At 43.3% G+C, this 19937-nt stretch carries 14 protein-coding genes and 1 tRNA gene; 9 read left to right on the plus strand and 6 right to left on the minus strand.

All coding sequences use genetic code 11. The features are described 5' to 3' along the window. Positions 1–94: 94 nt before the first annotated feature. Positions 95–2401, minus strand: coding sequence for a 5-histidylcysteine sulfoxide synthase (ovoA, locus tag F6J90_RS33760; protein ID WP_293104115.1), 2307 nt, complete (start codon positions 2399–2401; stop codon positions 95–97). 592 nt (positions 2402–2993) lie between these two features. On the opposite strand from ovoA, the gene F6J90_RS33765 reads away from it, so the two are divergent. Further along, the gene (locus tag F6J90_RS33765; RefSeq protein WP_293104117.1) at positions 2994–4286 is read left to right on the plus strand and encodes an FGGY-family carbohydrate kinase; all 1293 of its coding nucleotides are present in this window, start codon (positions 2994–2996) and stop codon (positions 4284–4286) included. A 112-nt stretch (positions 4287–4398) separates the two neighbouring features. On the opposite strand, the gene psaK is transcribed toward F6J90_RS33765, so the two are convergent. After that, positions 4399–4671: a photosystem I reaction center subunit PsaK gene (psaK, locus tag F6J90_RS33770; protein WP_293104119.1), complete on the minus strand. Its 273-nt coding sequence runs from the start codon at positions 4669–4671 to the stop codon at positions 4399–4401. An 807-nt stretch (positions 4672–5478) separates the two neighbouring features. Here psaK and F6J90_RS33775 point away from each other — a divergent pair. The 4 genes from F6J90_RS33775 (at position 5479) to gltX (ending at position 10936) form a co-directional block, all read left to right on the plus strand. Continuing rightward, positions 5479–7023 carry a TM0106 family RecB-like putative nuclease gene (locus tag F6J90_RS33775; RefSeq protein WP_293105278.1) on the plus strand — a complete coding sequence of 515 codons (1545 nt, stop codon included), beginning with the start codon at positions 5479–5481 and terminating at the stop codon, positions 7021–7023. A 269-nt stretch (positions 7024–7292) separates the two neighbouring features. Further along, complete coding sequence (locus F6J90_RS33780) at positions 7293–8543, plus strand: transposase (protein ID WP_293104121.1); 1251 nt, start codon at positions 7293–7295, stop codon at positions 8541–8543. Between the two features lie 619 nt (positions 8544–9162). Next, positions 9163–9236, plus strand: a tRNA-Asp gene (locus tag F6J90_RS33785). Between the two features lie 251 nt (positions 9237–9487). After that, positions 9488–10936, plus strand: a complete 1449-nt coding sequence (gene gltX, locus F6J90_RS33790) for a glutamate--tRNA ligase (protein WP_293104124.1) — start codon at positions 9488–9490, stop codon at positions 10934–10936. A 463-nt stretch (positions 10937–11399) separates the two neighbouring features. Here the strand turns inward: gltX and F6J90_RS33795 are convergent, their stop codons facing one another. After that, positions 11400–11861: a hypothetical protein gene (locus F6J90_RS33795; RefSeq protein WP_293104127.1), complete on the minus strand. Its 462-nt coding sequence runs from the start codon at positions 11859–11861 to the stop codon at positions 11400–11402. A gap of 1042 nt (positions 11862–12903) precedes the next feature. Here F6J90_RS33795 and F6J90_RS33800 point away from each other — a divergent pair. The 4 genes from F6J90_RS33800 to F6J90_RS33815 all read left to right on the plus strand — a co-directional run bounded on the left by F6J90_RS33800 (position 12904) and on the right by F6J90_RS33815 (position 17037). Beyond that, the gene (locus tag F6J90_RS33800; protein ID WP_293104130.1) at positions 12904–13629 is read left to right on the plus strand and encodes an iron-containing redox enzyme family protein; all 726 of its coding nucleotides are present in this window, start codon (positions 12904–12906) and stop codon (positions 13627–13629) included. A gap of 119 nt (positions 13630–13748) precedes the next feature. After that, positions 13749–15368: an alpha/beta fold hydrolase gene (locus F6J90_RS33805; protein WP_293104133.1), complete on the plus strand. Its 1620-nt coding sequence runs from the start codon at positions 13749–13751 to the stop codon at positions 15366–15368. Between the two features lie 125 nt (positions 15369–15493). Further along, positions 15494–16255, plus strand: coding sequence for a class I SAM-dependent methyltransferase (locus F6J90_RS33810; protein ID WP_293104135.1), 762 nt, complete (start codon positions 15494–15496; stop codon positions 16253–16255). Between the two features lie 2 nt (positions 16256–16257). Beyond that, the gene (locus tag F6J90_RS33815) at positions 16258–17037 is read left to right on the plus strand and encodes a class I SAM-dependent methyltransferase (protein ID WP_293104137.1); all 780 of its coding nucleotides are present in this window, start codon (positions 16258–16260) and stop codon (positions 17035–17037) included. Positions 17038–17054: 17 nt separating this feature from the next. Here the strand turns inward: F6J90_RS33815 and F6J90_RS33820 are convergent, their stop codons facing one another. From F6J90_RS33820 to F6J90_RS33830, 3 genes are all read right to left on the minus strand, one after another. Further along, on the minus strand, positions 17055–17594 hold the full coding sequence (locus F6J90_RS33820) for a VOC family protein (protein ID WP_293104140.1): 540 nt from the start codon (positions 17592–17594) through the stop codon (positions 17055–17057). Between the two features lie 44 nt (positions 17595–17638). Beyond that, positions 17639–18448 (minus strand): 2OG-Fe(II) oxygenase family protein, encoded by an 810-nt coding sequence (locus tag F6J90_RS33825; RefSeq protein WP_293104143.1) that lies wholly within the window; start codon positions 18446–18448, stop codon positions 17639–17641. A 584-nt stretch (positions 18449–19032) separates the two neighbouring features. Continuing rightward, positions 19033–19935 carry a sulfotransferase domain-containing protein gene (locus tag F6J90_RS33830; protein WP_293104146.1) on the minus strand — a complete coding sequence of 301 codons (903 nt, stop codon included), beginning with the start codon at positions 19933–19935 and terminating at the stop codon, positions 19033–19035. Positions 19936–19937 lie beyond the last annotated feature (2 nt).

The following is a 19937-nucleotide window of genomic DNA, read 5'->3' on the forward strand; positions in this document are numbered from 1 at the left end:
TAAGATCCTCTAAATTTTTTGGTCTTCGGTACTTACTGTGCTAAACTATCTATTTATAACAGTAAGTACCGAAGACCCAACGTTCCGAGATTTTTTAACTGCCACCCCGTTTCCACAAACTGACTAAGGTGATAACATACTGGAACTTACGAGCGTGTTCCCTGATCAGGAAGGGCATATCCTGTGTTTCGAGCAATTCAAAATCTCGGTTTAGCTCTGCTTGTAATGTAGCAAAGGAAGCCTCGCCATCATGCCCGCCCAGCCAAGCATCCCGTGGCGTGAAACGCTCATCCCAGGTGAACGGTGTTGCTAGTACCAGTAGTCCACCTGACCTTACTAGCCCGCGTGCGCCGCACAACCGACTGAGAAATGCTCTAGGACTCGGTAGACGACAAATAAGATTAGCCGCTAACACCACATCGAACCCAACGAGTTCAGGGGGCAACGCACAGGCATCCGCACGGCGGAAGGTCACCCGACTGGGTTCCAGGTTTTCTGGCAAGCAAACTTCAGCTTCGCTGGTGTTTTCCCCTTCATCGCGGCGACGATAAACAAGTCTGCCTTCGCGACGTAGCGTCTGTGCAGCTTCAATAAAAGTAACACTGAGGTCAATCCCTAACACTGACTCGAATCCCCTGGCCAGCTCGAAGGTTGAGCCGCCAACGGAGCAGCCAACATCCAAAGCCCGATCCTTTTTGATTCCCAGGTGTTCGGCTCTCTCCAAGGTTAGTATGGCAATGCTTTGAGGAAATCCCACCGCATCCTTCGGCCCGAAGTTGTAGGGCATTGCTTCATCAGCCGACCCATAATGCAGCATCAGGTTTTCTGCTAGAATTTTCTCACCTTCATAGGCTTTAACCCCACTGCTTTGGCTACTAATCAGTACCGCATCGCAGGTTGCGTCGCCATCATCAGATCGAACTAGCCTGAATCCTGCGTGCTGGAAGAAGTGAGGCCGGAAGTGAAACCTTGCCCACCGGGTCGCTTCATCACCAGTACTTATGAAAGACCCGCCGAGAATCATCTTATGTTCACCGTCGAAACAAGGGGTACTAAAGTCATCATAGAGCCGGTGGACCCGGAACCCTTCCAAGGGATTGAAGTCATCCTCACACCAATGCCAGACATTGCCGAAGACATCGTAAAATCCAGCTTCGTTAGGCAGTAGAGCATTCACTGGGGTTTGAGATCCCCAAGTTAGATTCAAATTAACTGGCTCGTTGCCCCCGCCCAAGCAATGATGTTCGGCTTCCGTTAAGAGTCTGTAAGGGATGGGGCTGTTATCCTGCTCAGTCTTCCAGGCACAGTAGGCTTTCGCTTCATACCAGTTGACAGCAACCGGCCAAGACCAAGGTAGATCCACCACCTCAAACAGCGTCCGCAGTCGATACTGGTGCAGTCCTGCTGGCCCATCAGCCACCCAGAAGGTCGGCCATTTAGTATTGCGATTTTGCTTCCAGGCCCAGCCCTCTTCTGTCCAGTATTTGGGTTCCTGGTATCCGGCAGCGACAACAAACTCGTAGAATTCACCATTGGTGACTAAGTATCGACTGGCTTGAAAACTCCGAACCTTTACCTGCCGTAAACCATACTCGTTGTCCCAACCAAAGCAGGGTTCTTCCCAAGGCTTACCCAAGGTCACGGTCTTGCTGGAAACGGCGATTAACTCGTTCTCAACGGTCTGACTCTCTGCAAATGCTGAAGGATGCAGCTTTGGCCATACTTCTGGCCGACGCAAAACCGACAGTGGCAACTCTCGTAGCAAGACACTGGAAGTTTCGATGTGGATGCGTTCGTGTTCAAATCCTAGGAATAGTGCCCATGCGGGATTGTCCATAGTGATGGGTGGATGGCCGTCTTCCAGGGCGGGCAGGGTTTCAATCAATGCTCGGACAATCTTGTAGGTACTCCGTCTGTACTCCACTACTTCACGGACTGACGGCCAATCCATTTCAGTCTTGGACATATCGTCCCAGGACATCTCGTCAACGCCAGTTTCAAACAATTGCTCGAAGTATGGATCAATCGACTCATGGATGAGTCCAGCTAGCCGAAGCTTGTTGATGTAGAGTACCGCAGGATGGCATAGATAGAAGATTAGAGGATGACGAAGTTGGTGGTAGGGTGGGTCGAAGAATGCCCGTTCTCCCTGTAGTGCTGACAACAAAACCTCAGTCATTAACCAGCCATTATCGAAGTAGTCCAGAATCTCGCGGCGCGTGCAGGTGGCTAGATTTGGGATCGGCATGGCATGTAGGACTTCTGTAGGTCGCAGCCCAGTCCACCACCAATCTGGACGCGGCCCAATCAGGGGATCTGCAGCATCTTTCTCCCCGTTCAGGTTAGGGGACAAGAGTGTAGTTAGATCTAGATTTGGATTACGTGTTAAAGCAGTCTCCACCTTGCTGTGTTCCAATAAAAATGATAGTTGAGTAGATTAGACCTCTCCAGCAATTAAGTAGGTGGGCATAAATAAACCTTAAAACTCAGAATCCGAGAATGAAGCTGGAAGCCTGTATTCAAGTTGTTTTCATCATTTTGAATATCAATCGCTATTTTAGGGATCATTAAATCCACCTACTTAGATTTTCACGTAGAAAGGTTAACAGGGGAAACGCATCTTGTCAATAAACCGGGGATAGTTCCAGCAAGTCTGAGTATGAAATATCAACTAGTGTTGGGAGGGAGTTCTAACTCCAATCCCTGGACCATGAAAGTGAGCAGATGTTCCCAACTATCGAAATACATATAACCGGTCCATGAGAATTGCTGGGATAGTTCTCAATAAACCCTGGCTTATTGTCCTTGTTGACAAGGCATTTTTCACATATAGTGCTTATTTAATAAAAAAAAATATATAGGACTCATAAAATTAGATGCGTTTACCCTGGATAGGTTTAATGTTGTTCGCCCTTGGCGATTCGGTTTAGGGTAGGTTGAATGTTGACGGTTGCATCATAATCTAATCCATAATCCCTAATCTATAATCCCTAATGACTGTCTATCTAGGCATCGATTTCGGAACCTCTGGCGCACGGGCAGTAGTGATAGACTCTGTTGGTACTATCTTTGCCGAGACTCAATATCCGTTTCCACTCCAAGCCATCACCATCGATACAGCAACACAGTGGCAGAAGGTATTATTTTCCCTGATTGAGCAAATTCCCCAGTCAATCAAGGGTGACATTAATGCGATCGCAATTAATGGCACTTCCGCAACAGTTTTGTTATGCGATCGCATGGGTCAACCTGTAGATGCACCCATCCTTTACAACGATCCACGAGGAGTAGTTGTGATGGAACAACTTAGAACCATTGCTCCTCCCAACCATGTTGTTTTAAGTGCTACCTCCAGCCTTGCCAAACTTCTCTGGTGGTATGACTGTACAGATCTGATCAGCAACATCTGTGCTGAAACTAATCCCCTATACTTTCTCCATCAAGCGGACTGGTTAGCCTTTCTATTGCATGGCAAATTAGGCATTAGTGACTATCACAATGCCTTAAAGCTCGGTTATAATCCTGGAAACTTGTGCTATCCTGAATGGCTCAAACAGCTACCGGTGTCACCCATGCTACCCAACGTCTTCGCTCCCGGTACACCAGTTGGAGTTGTAACCCCTGAGGTAGCTCACTGCTTGGGATTATCACCAGATTGTCTAGTTTGTACAGGTACCACCGATAGTATTGCCGCTTTTATCGCTAGTGGTGCCAAACAACCGGGTGAAGCGGTAACCTCCCTTGGGTCTACCTTGGTATTGAAACTCTTGAGTACCACTCCTCTAGAAGAGGCCAAATTTGGGATTTACAGTCATCGATTGGGAAATTTATGGCTTACAGGTGGCGCATCGAACACGGGTGGAGCAGTGCTACGCCACTTTTTCAGTGACAAAGAATTAGAAAGTCTTAGCTCTCAAATCGACCCCGAGCAAGAAAGTGCCTTGGATTATTATCCCTTACTTAGACCAGGCGATCGCTTTCCCATTAATGACCCGGATCTCCCCCCAAGATTGGAACCCAAACCCGATAATTCCGTGAAATTTCTCCAAGGAATGCTCGAAAGCATAGCGCGAATTGAAGCTAGGGGGTATCGTTTGTTGCAACAGCTTGGAGCAAGTCCCTTAACCGGTGTCTATACAGCTGGTGGTGGTGCCAAAAATCCTACTTGGACAAGGATTCGAGAGCGTCAGCTCATGGTACCGATGTTGACATCCCTTCACACAGCGGCTGCTTATGGTACAGCACTATTGGCCAAGCAGGGATACCTGTTAGGAGATAGGGTGTAGGGTGATCGGGTGTAGGGTGATCGGGTGAGAATCTGCTCTGAGTCATCACCCCTGGTTCAACCTGACCATCATCTCTACTCCCGTTCGCCCTATACCCCAAAGCTCCTAACCTCTAGAGAATCCCCATGTTAGCCAATCCTAAGATAGTTCCTAGTCCTATGATATGACCGAGGCTGGTGGTTGCCAGTAGTGCGGGAAAACCCATGCCACCGAAGAACTCAGGCATAGGCAACGCGGGACCTGCGCTAGGATTCTGGATAGTAGCTTTTCCGAAGGCAATCGCTAGGATATTGCAGACAATCATGATGATTCCCACTATCGGGCTCCATTCCAGGGTGTTGGGAACGGCAGATGAAGCAGCAGCAAGCAAGATTGAGTAAGTCAATTTGTGTTCTCCTGTTTTTGATAGACTCTTACGGTAATCTCTTAAAGATTTAATCTTTTATAAAGATTTTACCAGCACCGTCTCATAATTAATTTTTTTGGCCAGAGTCGATTCCGTTGCCAGTCTTGCTTTGATTACCCTTGATTAGAGAGCGAAAGCCCGTGATTACTAGACTTTTGGGCGGTGGGATTCGGTAAAATTAAATCAAGCCTTTATGTAAATAATTGTTAAGTAATCCCTGGTTGCTCAGTCAATGTTTCGGTAAATTTACATAAATTAATAAAAGCGGGATAAACCCTGGATTGATGAATCAATCCGGGTTGACCGGATTGATTCATCCTGGATGGCTGGTGACATCTTACGCCTAGCGGCGAGTATCACTAGCCATGAGGGGTTAGCTTCCTCCGCTCTTATGCCCCACACCTCAATGCTACGCCATGAGTGTTTAAAGTTACCGTAAGGATAGGGTCGCCTTTATGGTTAGTCGGTTATGGGAAAAGGGTTAAAACTTTTTGATTAAGGCGACCCTAACAATCAGGTTTCGTCTCCAGGGATGAATCGCGGACAGGAACTCTGATAAACAGCCTGAAAAACGTTATACTAAAAATAGTAGGGAAAACAAATTAAGAGCTAACCGCCACCTGCTAAGTAAAAAAAAGAACTTTTTTTAATTGTTCCGGTGCGGAGGGGCATCCCGTATCGTTAATAAAGCTTACCGAGTAACCGAAGCGATGGCTGGTGTTGGTAAGAAGCCCACACTCAACCTGACAAGGTGAGTGTGGGAGTATGTCACCTGAAACTATAATTATGCTGCTGACGGACGCAATACTTTTAGATTACAAACGCTGTCGGCGTCGGGCTTTTTTGGACATTTATGGAGATCCCACAGAGCAAGACCCACCCTCAGATTTTCTGCTGAAACTGCAACAGAAAAGCCGAGACCATAAACAACAGATTCTGGCTACTGTGCCCCACCACTCACCCCACTACCCCAGAACAGATTGGCACGCTGCTGCACAGGCCACCTTGAAACTGATGCAACAAGGGACGGAGTACATTTCTGGAGGGGTACTGTTGATGCCAACTGGTGATGGGGTGACATTGCTATGTTTTCCTGATTTGCTGGTCAAACAGCCGGGACGTTCTAATTTTGGTGATTGGATCTATGCTCCCACCACCATTAAGCTCAGCAAACGACCCAAGCCAGAGTATAAAATCCTTACCGCTTTTCGTGCTCAGCTGTTAGCAGCAGTACAAGGACAGTGGCCCACCACTGCCTCATTAATTTTGCGTAACCAAAAGTCCTACACCGTGGTCATAGAACGATGGGTGCCACTGATGGAACAACTGCTATCGGAATGTATTGAGACTCTATTGCAGCAACAAAAACCAGAGGTGTTCATTTCCCGTCAGCGGTGTAGTCTTTGCTGTTGGTATAACAGTTGTTATGCGATCGCTAAATCTGTGGAGCACATTTCCCTATTGCCTGGAGTAACACCCAGCCGCTATCGGGATTTGAGGGCTTTGGGAGTAACCACAATCGAATCCTTAGCCACGTCCACAATTAGTGAATTAGAGCCAAGCTTTGGTAGCTTAGTAGCTTTCCAGCTGGTGCAGCAAGCCCAATCTCAGGTACAAAACCGGGTGCTGCTCTATCCCAAACACTACTTTAGTATACTTGAATACCAACAACTAGAGCGAGGGAATGGTAATGCCAAAATATCGGCAGACCTCCCCAATCAAGACTCTTTACCGACAGCATCTGTTGAGCTTTATTTTGATATTGAAGCACAGCCTGATTTGCCCCTGGAGTATTTGCTAGGGGTGTTGGTGATTGATCGACGCACTGAAACTGAGACCTTCCATAACCTATTCGCAGAACATTCTTGGCAAGAAGGATTCATCTGGCTACAATTTTTAGACTTAGTTGAGCGTTATCCAGATGCCCCAATCTTCCATTTTTCAAAGTATGAAGTTGACACGGTCAAGCGCTTAGCAACCCTTTACCAAACTCCACGACAGATAGTTAGACCCCTGCTAGATCGTTTCGTGGATGTTCATCAAATAGTTATTGATACTGTCACCATGCCAGTGGAGAGTTATTCTCTGAAAAATCTGGCGAGATGGTTGGGCTTTGAGTGGCGCGATCCGGATATGACTGGCTCCCAATGTGTGTGTTTGTATGACCAGTGGTTAAAAACAGGCAATCACTCTATTCTCGAAATTATCCAGCGCTACAATGAAGATGACTGCCGCGCTACATATCACCTCAAGCAGTGGCTAGTCAACTTTTTGTCCAACACTTTGCCCAACACTTTGCCCAATACTATTAACTTTCAAAACTTAGCATGAAGTTATGCAACGATTTTTTAAGTTATTAGCTTTTGTGCTCTAGCTGACACACACAATCTATAGCTAGATGCTAAATTAAATCTAAAGGGGGCTTTCGCCATCATTGGATGGAGGGGAGCCCTCTCTAGAATTTTTAGAGGTCTGGAATTTAGGGGCCTCGACTTTCATCCCGACACCATAATCTCCGATTTGGTGTCGGGACGGGGTCTGGATATCTCAACAGTTATCATTCGGCTAGTTTTTGCTAAGATATCTGCATGAGCTTAACCATGAACTACACCTATCGCGTTTATCCAGATGCCGCTCAACAGGAATTGATGTTGAGCTGGCTAGAAACTTGCAGACGACTTTATAATCGTTGTCTGCGAGACTTAAAAGACTGGATGAACAGTCGGAAGTGTCCGATTGATAGGTGTTCAATCAACAGGGAATACATCATGTCTCCGGATATCCCTTTCCCTGGCGAAAGGTCACAAAAGCGACAGTTAACGCAGTGGAAAAAAACCGATTCCTCACTCAAAGAGGTTCATTCTCAAGTTACACAAGATGTTGTTAAACGTCTGCATAATTCCTGGGAGTCTTTCAGAAAAAGAGGGAGAGGTTTCCCTCGCTTCAAAAAGTCTGGTCGCTATCAATCATTCTTGTTTCCGCAATTCTCAACAAACCCCCTTAAAGGGAGTCAAATTAAACTCCCCAAGATCGGGCTTGTAGACATCAACTTGCACCGAGAAATCCCTGATGGATTCAAAATCAAAGGTGTCAGGGTTGTGTCGAGATGTCGAGGAACAAAGTGGTTTGTCGTCATTACCATCCAGGCTGATGTATCTGTACCTGATATTCCGTTTTTTGGACGGGCAATTGGTGTCGATGTCGGATTAATCGATTTTCTGGCAACATCAGATGGGTTAAGGATTCCTAGACCAAAGTTTTTTGTAGACTTACAACGCAAGCTGAAATTGCTGCAACGTAGAGCGACAAGAAAACAAAAACGGTCTAAGAATTATGAAAAGTCACAAATCAAGGTGGCACGGTTACATCACAAAATTGCTGATACCCGTAAAGATTTTCACCTAAAAATAGCACATCAACTATGTGACCAAGCCGATTCGATTTTTGTTGAGGACATTGATTACACAGTGATGGCTAAGGGTTTTTTGGGAAAACATATTCTAGATGCTGGCTTTGGTCAATTCCGAGAATTGCTGAAATGGGTATGCTGGAAACGAGGAAAGTTTTTCGCGACTGTTGACCACAAGGGTACATCTAAACAGTGTCCTGAGTGTGGTTATCAATGGGAGAATAACCTATCAATCCGTTGGCATACCTGCGCTGAATGTGGGTATTCAAACAATCGTGATGTCGCCTCAGCCCAAGTGATTTGTAATCGTGGAATTGATAAGTACCCAAGGACTATTGGGGAACGGAAACTGCCTGCTAATGGCGTACTGTCGGGGGTATTGTGCCTAGATAAGTGCTACGCAGGAACTCTTAACTGTGAGGTTGAGAAGCCCGCGCCGTAATCAAAGATTCGGCGTCGGGAGTATGTCACAGGTCTAGAAATTATTGAAGTCTAGAATTTTATAACAGGTCATTAATATGCTTCCACTTTTTCTAATTCTTCTCGTAACGGCCCTAGGGAGCATCTTGATATCGTTGAGAGTCTCTCACGAAATCCCTCGCCTATTGGGAGTAGGCAGTACCATTGTCTGTCTAATATTTGGTTTTGCTATGGCACCTTGGCCAGTACAGGTTTTGATGCTCCTATTAATTCTTAGCCTGGAACGATTTTATCCATTCAGCAGAACAGCTTCAGAGGCAATCTTAATCTCAAAAGTCTCCAACAGCAAAAGAGAAAGGTGATTCTGCCATAGCAGTCAATCAGGTTTTTGCTCTTGAAAAAATAATAGTGAGTCCTAGGGTGGGTTAATCACCCACCCTATTGCATAAGCCCTGGGATAGGTTATACTAGTCACAGCCATGAACTGAGCGTTCGGTCATTGGTCGAGGGTAAGCTCAAGGCAAATCGGCTGAGAGCTCAGAGGTCTAAGGTGACTGCTCAAAGTATTTTTCGGTTTTTTTAAAAAAAAGCCTTGACAAATACACCAGTCATAGATAACAATAGTAAATGGCTCGGAGATTGGGACTGTAGTTCAATTGGTTAGAGCACCGCCCTGTCACGGCGGAAGTTGCGGGTTCGAGCCCCGTCAGTCCCGTAGGAAAAATATAGCGCTACGCGCAAGACAAAAGGCAAAAGGCAAAAGGCAAAAGGCAAAAGGCAAAAGGCAAAAGGCAAAAGTGTACTATAACGGCTTTTGCTGCTTGTATCAATGTCCTAACCTTAATGCTTAGTGCTATATGGGATAATTTTGACTGCTCCTAAAGATGATCTAGCTAAGAGTAGTTGATTGTTGCAGGTACAATAGAGACGAAAAGACTATAGTAATTAGGTTCTTAGCAATCAGCTGTGACAGTTAGAGTCCGTATTGCCCCAAGTCCAACCGGAAATTTACACATTGGTACCGCTAGAACCGCTGTATTTAACTGGCTATTTGCCCGTCGCCACAGCGGTAAGTTTGTTCTGCGCATTGAAGACACCGACCAAACGCGATCGCGAGAGGAATATACCCAAAACATCCTCGATGGTTTAAGTTGGCTGGGACTGGAATGGGACGAAGGACCATTTTTCCAATCCCAACGTCTTGACCTTTATAGTGCTGCTATTCAACAACTTTTAGACAAGGGATTGGCTTATCGCTGCTACACCACAGCTGAGGAACTAGAACAACTGCGGGAAGCTCAAAAGGCTAGAAAAGAAGCCCCCCGCTATGACAATCGCCATCGCAATTTGACACCAGAACAACAAGCAGCATTTGAGGCGGAAGGGCGCAAGCCGGTGATCCGCTTTATGATTGATAATGACCGGGAGATTGTCTGGAATGATCTAGTCCGAGGTAAAGTCACTTGGAAAGGGAGTGACCTTGGAGGTGATATGGTGATTGCTAGGGCGTCTCAAGAGAATGATATCGGTCAGCCTCTGTACAACCTAGCTGTGGTGGTGGATGACATTGATATGCAAATTACCCATGTCATTCGCGGTGAAGACCATATTGCGAATACTGCTAAACAGATTTTGCTCTATGAAGCCCTAGGGAGTGTAGTCCCAGAATTTTCCCATACACCTCTGATTCTTAACCATGAGGGACGGAAGCTATCCAAGCGCGATGGTGTAACCTCTATTTTTGACTTCAAAGCCATGGGCTTTACCCCTGAGGCGATGGTTAATTATATGACATTGCTGGGATGGTCTCCCCCTGACTCCACTCAGGAAATCTTTACCTTGGCTCAAGCCGCTCAAAAGTTCGGTTTTGAACGGGTTAACCCAGCCGGGGCAAAGTTTGACTGGGCTAAGCTGGATTGGATTAATAGTCAATATGTCCACCAGATGAGTGCATCTGAGTTAGTGGACTTGCTGATTCCCTACTGGGAAAGTGCTGGGTACAACTGTGATCCTGTGGCAAATCGCCCTTGGCTGGAACAGTTGACTGCTATGATTGGGCCAAGTTTGACTCGCTTGCCAGAAGCAGTAGAGATGACTCGGATGTTCTTTACTGAGTCAGTTGAGTACACTGAACAGGCAGTAGAGCAGCTGAAAAAAGCTGGTGCTAGTGAGGTGGTTCAAGCTATTCTTGACCAACTCGGTAATTACCAACAGCTGAGTCCAGAGGAAGCTAAGCAGATTATTAACCAAGTCACAAAAGCGCAAAAGGTCAAGAAAGGATTGGTTATGCGATCGCTTCGTGCTGCACTAACTGGGGATGTCAATGGTCCTGATTTGATCGAATCCTGGGTACTGCTTCATCAGCGAGGGTTTGACCAAACTCGCTTGAAGGAGTCATTGCTTCAGGTGGCCTGATCCCAACCGATGGGTTACTGATGGGTTACCGATTGGTAACCCATTTCTGATCCTGTTTGGGTCAATTCTTTGACCCTGATCCGAAGTTCCCTTGTCCAAAGTTCCCGACAACTGCGGGGAAGTCTAGTGGGGAAACCGAGCTACGGTTAATAAACAAAGGAAATGTTTCTTAACCGTAGCTCGGATGCATCTGATCTCAAATCCGGCTAATCAGTTATCGCAAACGTTGTTTTAGGCCACCAATGAAAACAAGTCAACCCACTAATAAATTTTGGCTGTTCCATTAAAACTTTCAAGGGAGTAAGCAAAACTTATTCTAACTCTGAGGTCGAAAAATCTCATGAATTAAAAAGCTAAATTAATTTTAGATTTAACGAGAGATATTTAAGCTCTTGACTGAGATAATCTGCCCACAAATTAGGTTTGAGCTGATACACAGACAGTAGTGCGATCGGAGGAACAATTATTTGCAGACGTACTCCTTATAAAGCGAATCGTATTTACAAGGAGAGTCATCATCGCCATAGTAAATACTAGTCCAAAACGAACTGTTTTCTATGAAGAAATGGCAATCCCTCACCTCATAAAGCCTCAGATATTCAGGCTTGTTTGTTTCCACCATATTTTTGAGTTTAGAACAGTGAGCAGCTGTTTTAAGTTCAACAGATTTGAGTGCGTTCCGCTCTTTTTCTAAAGCCGAGTCACATTCTTTCAAATCTTTACCCTTACTCACTCGACTGTAAAAACACTCAGCCAGACTTTCTTCAGTCTGACTTTCTTCAGCCAGACTTTCTTCAGGCAAACTTTCTTCAACCAGTGCTTGTGCTTGACCGGGGGCAACGCCCTCAGCGACGGCGATACCCAACAATAGCGTGCTAGAGACCATCAGTATTCCTGACAGCAGCAAGGAAAAAAGACGTTTCATCAAATACTTCCTTTTTTTTATTAAGCCCATATGATTGTATCACAACCGTTTGCCTCAGTTGCAGCACAGGAAAACTTATGTGTATCTAGCGCTACTGTTATACTAATTGGGTAAAACTCAGATGTTGCACCAAAAAAAGTAGCGGTGAGAAGAAACGGCTGAAGTAATTGTGGTTAGGGGATTGGCCGTTCTTTATCATAGCTAGAGACAACTAATCAAATACCTTTAAAAATTATCTGTATTCCCTATAGGTTGGGTGACAAAAATTAGTTGAAAATGTTGCGTAGGGTGCGTTAGGCGACCCTCATTTTCCGCCTCGTAGCCAGGGTTGGGACAGCCCGCCCCGTAACGCACCACTAGGTCAAACAGCTTTAATGAGATGCACCCCTTGCCCTCTTCCCCCAGGGTAGTGATAAATATGTAGTGATATAGCGGTTTCTAGCCTAATGAGGTACACAGGATTTTTTCTATCTTCCCTGTTCCCTGTTCCCTGTTCCCTGTTCCCTGTTCCCTAAAACCTTAGGTGCGCTTTCCGCATCTAATTATTAAATTCGCCACGGGTCGCACCTCAAAAAAATGTACCTCACATAATTGAAAAACGCTATACAATATTGCATTTCTATTGAATTTTGGCACTTTTCAAAGGGAAAATATAACAAGTTAACCATTAATACATTATTAAAATTTATATAAATTTTAATAATGTATTAATATTTTAAAATAAATTATTCCTTATATAAATGCTATATTTTTTTGTAAGAAGCCAGAAGTGTTTAAGGTTTTCAACTTTCAACACTTCTGGTTCATAAGATTATTTAGTTAAGCACAGCTTAACTAAATGGGATTCTTGATCGATAATGTTTTTGCAAAGATGAGATGCACCAGCTGATAAGCAGGTACACAAAATTGATTACACATTTCACAAACCTCAAAGCCTTACAATGTAAGGGTTACATAAATTGGGAGTAGGTAATTAATTCTGTGTAGGTGCTTACTTCTTTAATATCAGACTTTCCCTCTTCTCCTTATTTCAGTGCCATTTATGATTACATTGTTTTCCGAACGACATCAGAAGAACCAAAACTTAGAAGGAATCATTGATTTTTACGAGCAACAGGACATCAGAGACCACTATTTTGAGTGGTTGCATTCTCAGCCTGTGGATCTTACCAGCATTTGGTTACTTCTCCATAATCTCCGGGGAATAACTGCAGATTTCATTCGCTGGCTTTCCGGTGCCGTGTCGAGGATTGATGATAATGTCATTCGTTGTTTACTGGTGAAACAGCTCTATGATGAACTGGGTAACGGAGATTCCGAGCAGTGTCACATTGTATTATATGACCGCTTCTACAATGCCTTGAAACCGTGGCAACCCAAATCAATTGAAACTGGCGAGGTAGATGATTTGACGATTGGCTTACCTGGGAGAAAACTCAGGCAACGGCTGGAGAACTATTTCAATGCTCCCGATCCGCTAGTCGTCATCGCTGCGTTTTTGGTAGGCGAGATTTACGCTAAGAAGTTCGATGAATGTCTAAACGAACAGGTCGCGCGGACTCAAGAAATTTCTGAGTATGACTTGACTTGGCTGAGGCTGCATACTGTGGTAGAAGCAGATCATGCTGGGGATTCAATTCACCTCGCTCGTCGGTTGGAGGAAATGGGAGCTTCCCGTGACCTGGTTTGTATGGCAGCTCAAGAGGTTTGGGATATCTTTATTCGCTTCCAAGACGAGATGCATCAGCTCAATCTTGAACTTCAGTAGTTAGACAAAACAAAAATAGTTAGCCATCAATACTGGGTGTGGACCGCAATGATGCCCATGTTCAGATTGAAATTTATTTCATCCATGTGATGATTATCTGGGCCAGAAGTTTTGGAACAATGAACAAGCAACAATTTAACGTCAAGTATGTGCAAGTTAGCCCAGATCTCGTCATTCACTACCAGGAGGCAGGGTCGGGCACACCAATCGTTTTTATTCCTGGTTGGTGGACTTCAATCGACTATTTCCCAGCACAACTTGCCCATTTCTCAAAGCGCTATCGGGCGATCGCCTACGATCCTCGCGGTCAAGGACTATCCTCTAAGACGTTAGACGGTAATCACTACATTCAACGGGGTGCGGATCTTAATGCTTTTCTCAATGCCTTGGAACTGGACAATGTGATTCTGGCTGGGCATTCCAACGCAAATTTAGATATTTATTCTTACGTTCGGAATCATGGCACCGATCGGATTAAAGCGATCGTAGCCATTGACTGTGCTATGCCAAAGCGGATTGCCACCCAAGAGGAGGATAATTGGGGAGAGGTTAGAAATCCAGCTGACATGGGGTGGTTAATCGAGCGTTATCGACTTGTGGCTTACAACCGGCTTGACAGTGTACCGGAAATCATTCAGCCTGGGTTAGTCGAGGAAATGACTCCCGAGGTGACTGATTTTTTTTATCGCATGAATATGGCGATACCGAACTATGTCTCGAATGCGCTGTTTATCGATTCATGGTTTTCAGATTACAGCGAAGAAGCCAAACTAGTCGATGATCACGTTCCTACCCTTTGGACTTTTTCCCAACAAAGGTCAAAATTCATGCCCCAGGTCAACAAGAATTTACCCAATACCGAAACCTTAGTATTGGGGGAGCATATGGGGCATTGGGAGTTTCCAGATGAATTTAATACAGCGGTCGAGGCATTTCTCGATCGAAGAATTGTGTTGCGAACCGACGAGATAGAGGTTCCCATCGAGGCTGAATACAAGAGTACTCAATATGATCGCGTTGGGGTCATTTACGATCAATTCAAAGGCTCAAATGAAGCTACATACGCCATAGGAGAAAAAGCTTCATTTTTAAAAGCTTTGGGCAACATACAAGGAAAAAAGATTCTAGATTTAGGATGTGGAGCTGGTTTCTATACTCAATTATTGAAAAAAAAAGGAGCAGCCAAAATTGTTGGCGTAGATATTTCTGAAGAGATGATCCGGGTAGCCCGTGAAAAAGAAGAACAAACACAACTAGGAGTTGAATACCTTGTTTTTGATGTAGCTGAAATGCCCAAGCTTGGTAGTTTCGATCTGGTGACTGCCGTAGGTCTTTTTCATCACGCTAAAGACCGAGACCACCTACTAAAAATATTTCTTCGTATTTATAATAATCTAGCAAAGAACGGTCGCTTGATTGCTCTCACTGCTAATCCGGATTTTTATCCGAACAAATCAGATACTAGCAAATATGGTTTTACTCCCGTTGCAGAAGAACCCATGCCAGACGGTCGGGAAATTACGATGAAATTGAATGGAGCAAAATCCCCGTTTTTTATCAAGGGTTATATTTACAATCGTTCGATTTATGAATGGATAATAAAGAAAGTAGGCTTCAAGAACTATAAATGGGATTTTAATCTAGAAATCCCTAATTCAGCACTGGAAAAATATGGAGAATCTTACTGGCAAGATTTATTGATTAATCCTGTAATGGTTACACTTATTGGTGAAAAATGAAGTTGGTGAAAAATGAAGAGGATTATCGCTTTTGAGCAAACTGAGAACATAGCCAAAATTAAGTAGGCTATAATTCTAACTTTGTGAACTAAAATTTATCGTTACTTATATAGGCAGATCAACTAATGACAACTAACTACGATCCGAAACAATGGGATAAAGTTTGTGATGCTTTTAAAGAATTCAACAAAGAGCAAATTACCTATTATATCGCCCAAAAAGCCTCCTTTGTAAAGGGAATTGGCGAGATAGAAGGGAAAACAGTGTTAGATGTAGGATGCGGGAGTGGTTCCTATACCCAGTTGTTGAAAGAAAAAGGAGCAGCCAAAGTTGTTGGCGTAGACATTTCGGTAAAAATGGTAGAGGTTGCCCGTGAGCAAGAAGCAGCCACTCCACTGGGGATTGAATACCATGTTTTGGATGCCGCAGAAATGCCCAAGCTGGGCAATTTCGATCTGATAACTGCGGTTAGCCTGTTTAACTATGCCAAAGATCGAGAGCATCTCAAAGCCATGTTCCGTAATATTTATGAAAATATGGCAGAAGGTGGGCGTTTGGTGGCTCTGATTATGGAACCCAATTTTTCTGGAAAAAAATTCGATATGGCTAAATATGAACCTGGTATAACGATCTCTAAAGAAGAAACTTTGCCAGATGGTCGTCGTGCTATTCAAGGTAAATTAGAGGTCAACCCACCCGTATTTGTCGATCTATATCTGTATGATCGCTCAGTTTATGAATCGGCGATTAACGAAGCTGGATTCAAAAATTTAACATGGGAATTTAACCTAGAAGTGCCACCAGAAGCTATAGAAAAATATGGGCAAAGTTACTGGCAAAATTTATTAGATAATCCCTTGGAGTGGCTGCTGTTTTGCGATAAATAATAATGTCAATTAGGGGGGATTTAATGATGGCTCAATACGATACTCGTCAATATGATAAGATAGGCGCAGAGTATGAACAATTCAAGTATGAAGAGTTCGCTACCTGGTCAATCGTTGAAAAAGCCTCTTTTTTAAAGGTAATTGGCAATATCAAAGGCAAAACGTTTTTAGACTTAGCCTGTGGAACAGGGTTCTATACTAGGTTGCTGAAAGAAAAAGGAGCGACCAAAGTTGTTGGGGTAGATATTTCTGAAGAGATGGTACGGCATGCCCGTCAAAAAGAAGCCAATAATCCTCTAGGAATTGAATACCATGTTCGTGATGTGGCTCAACTTCCCCATTTGGGGAAGTTCGATCTTGTGACGGCGGTGGCACTATTACATTACGCCAAGGATCGCCACCATCTCCTAGAAATGTTATGCCATATTATCGATAACTTGAGAAATGGTGGGCAATTTGTGACTTACATTACCAACCCAGATTTCTCTTTGTGTAAATCCAACATGACCCCTTATGGGATTACAATTCTCCAAGAGGAACCTATGCCAGATGGTCGTACTCGGAAAAGCAAACTGAATACCAATCCCCCAACCTTCATCAGCAATTTCGTGTATGATCGCTCTGTGTATGAATGGGCTACTAAGGAAGCTGGCTTTAAGAAGCTGAAATGGCATGTTAGACCAGAGGTGCCGTCAGAGGCAATTGCCAAATATGGCGAAGCCTACTGGCAGGATCTGTTAAACAATCCTTCGGGGATTTTGATTAGTTGCGAAAAGCCATAAAGAGAAAGACTACTAACTCAGAACTCGCGCACAGTAGCGGCTACCTGCAACAAGATCCCATCTGGGTCAAAGAAATAAAATGAGGAAAGCAAAGTCGTATCGTCCAGTTCGGGAGCATAACCCGAGGGAACGTCAGCATGGTGTAAAATTGGGGTGACTTGTACTCCCTTACTTAGCAGTTTCTCTCTATACTCTTGCAGTTTTTCTAGGGGCACATTAAAGGCGAGATGGTTCATTGAACCATGAGCTGTAGCAATGTCGCTAGCCTTTAAGGTTTTAGGTGTTAAGGTTTTAGGTGTAACAGAAGCCATAGCTTCTATTGCTTCAGGTTTGACAGAAGCAATGCCAGGTGAAGCATCTGGTGCCTTGGGAAACCATAAAAAAACCAAAGCACTCCCATTGCCGATATCGAAAAAGAAACGCTTACTGCCATCTGGTAGGGCAATGGTTTTGATTAACTTAAAACCAAGGGTTTTGGTGTAAAAGTCCACCGTTCGTGCTACATCTTTACAGACTAAGGCGATATGGTTGATTCCCTGTAGTTCACACTCGTTCATTTCACTTCTTGATTAAGTTTCAGCAAAATTAATTTTTAACCAGTTTATTGTTCAAATAACTGGTAATAATGATATTTTAAACACTGATCATATGAATCAAATAGGATTTGATCATGAATGTAATCTTGAATAGGAATATTAGTATTTGGTCCTAGAAAAACAGCTAGAGAAAGACGTTCCTCATCTGGTATGCGAACTCGATGTAGAATTGAGTGTGTCTTTCCACCTAGCATTTTTTCTAAGGTTTGAGCCAGAATTACCACAACATACCCTGGTTGGGGATTAACTTCATGCCATTGATCATCCCAAAACAATTCTAATCCTGGCTTTTCAATCAAAAGTACACTCATCAAATCAAAGTCTTTATGAGCTTTCAGTCCACTATTGCATTTCTTATTTGTATTTACCTTAGCAGGATAATAGACAGTTGAAAATGTTGAAGAGCGATCGCTCACGACTTCCTCGAAATATTGTTCAACACCAAAATACCTAAATACCTCTTTTAACAGAACTAGAACAATACGCTGTTCAAAATAGTTTGAGATTTTGAAAACTGAATTGCGACATTCTTGAAAGGGTCCAATTGGATTATGCAACCTAAAGAAAAACTGTTGAACCGACTGTATATCATCAATTGAACGGTTTATATAACCTTCTAGTTGATCATTTACTAACCATTTTTGTTTTTTAAGTTCGTCCTGTCTGAAAAAAGCTAAAGCCTCTTTTTTGATGAATTCAAAATCTTCAAATACTTCTTTTTCTGGTATTTTTACATAGCAGCAACCCAGATGAACAAGGGTGTTTATTTCTTCTAGGGTTACGGTATCTACAGCATTGATTTTTGGTAGTTGCATGATTCAGAAAACAAAAAACAGAATTTTTTTACGCAGCTAGCTTCCAAGACAATGGATTTGCTAATAAATAGACTAAACTTCTATCAAAGTACTATAGCGGTTTTAAATTAGGTGAGGTACAAATTTTTGAGGTGCGACCCGTGGCGAATTTAATTCTTAATGCGGAAAGCGCACCTAAGGTTTTAGGGAACAGGGAACAGGGAACAGGGAACAGGGAAGAGAGAACAGAGAAGAGAGAACAGGGAACAGGGAAAAAATCCTGTGTACCTCATTAGGTTAGAAACAGCTATATACATACTTTTCAATAGCATTATAAGCAATCTATAATGCTATACTTATTTGTTTTTTTGTTATTTTTATTTTTGAAATTTTACTTAGACCATAACTTCATAACCCGAATACAATATCACTGTAGCAAGATATCAGAAATTAATCAACAGTTGACCTTTGTTGTATCTTGAAAGCTAAGGTAAACCCATCTTCCCTATCTTCTACCTGTAGAGATGCAACGGTGGGAGTAAGTTGAGGAAGTCAGCACAGCTCTCGGAGCTTGCATCCGAGAGAACGCTGACTTGACATAACCTTTAATCCTTACAATTGAGACACACAGAGGGACCAGAAGGCAAAGAACTCACCTCAGGTAATTCTACCGGAATTCTGGGGAGTTTATCTAAGTCGTGATCGCCCAATGGATAATTGAGAAGGGATAACAAAGGTTGGGCAATCTGCCAACACTTCTCTTTCTGTTCATTGCTTAAAACATTTTTCCACTTGTAAAACCCTCCCTCGCGAACGTGATCCGGACTATCTTTTTTCATACTTGTGAAGTCAACTTGCTCCTTGATGCGAGCAATTGAATCTGAATCAAGTTCTATCTCCAGATACTCCAACATCTTTTGCAGCTCATTATTAAAATTATTACACAAGTTTTCATAGAAAATGACATAAATATCTAGCTCTTTTTTACTTTTTAAATAGCCCCCTACATGATTCATCCAATCCGATATACAAGTATATAACTTATTTTTTAAAAAACTTTCTGGATTAACTTCGTTACCAGCCACATAATAGTAGTGCTTTTTCATAAACGGTGTAAACGCAAAATGAGACCAAGAAATTGCTACATCGCGCGGGTCTCGTATGATGTAAACTGTTTTATCAAACTTTTCCACTACCTCTGGAGTTTTACAACAAGCCAAGGAATGAGTCCAGACATTAGTCGTATTATTGATATATTCGTTAAAATCCTGAATGGGATAGATAAATATATTAGCAATCCTGTAAAACAGAACTTCATTAGTAATATTTAGCATATTAATATCTAGCATATTTTTGATAGGCAAATCCCAAGTTTTAGCTGCTTCGTAAATCGGTTGCGTTTTGACAAAAGCTTTTTCGGCTATGCCAGCTTCTTTAACAATATTTGAGAGAATATTAGCAAGCCAAAAGGTGCCACTTTTAGGAAGACTAATTTGGAGAATGTTCATTT

Source organism: Moorena sp. SIOASIH, from assembly GCF_010671925.1.
Lineage (GTDB): Bacteria > Cyanobacteriota > Cyanobacteriia > Cyanobacteriales > Coleofasciculaceae > Moorena.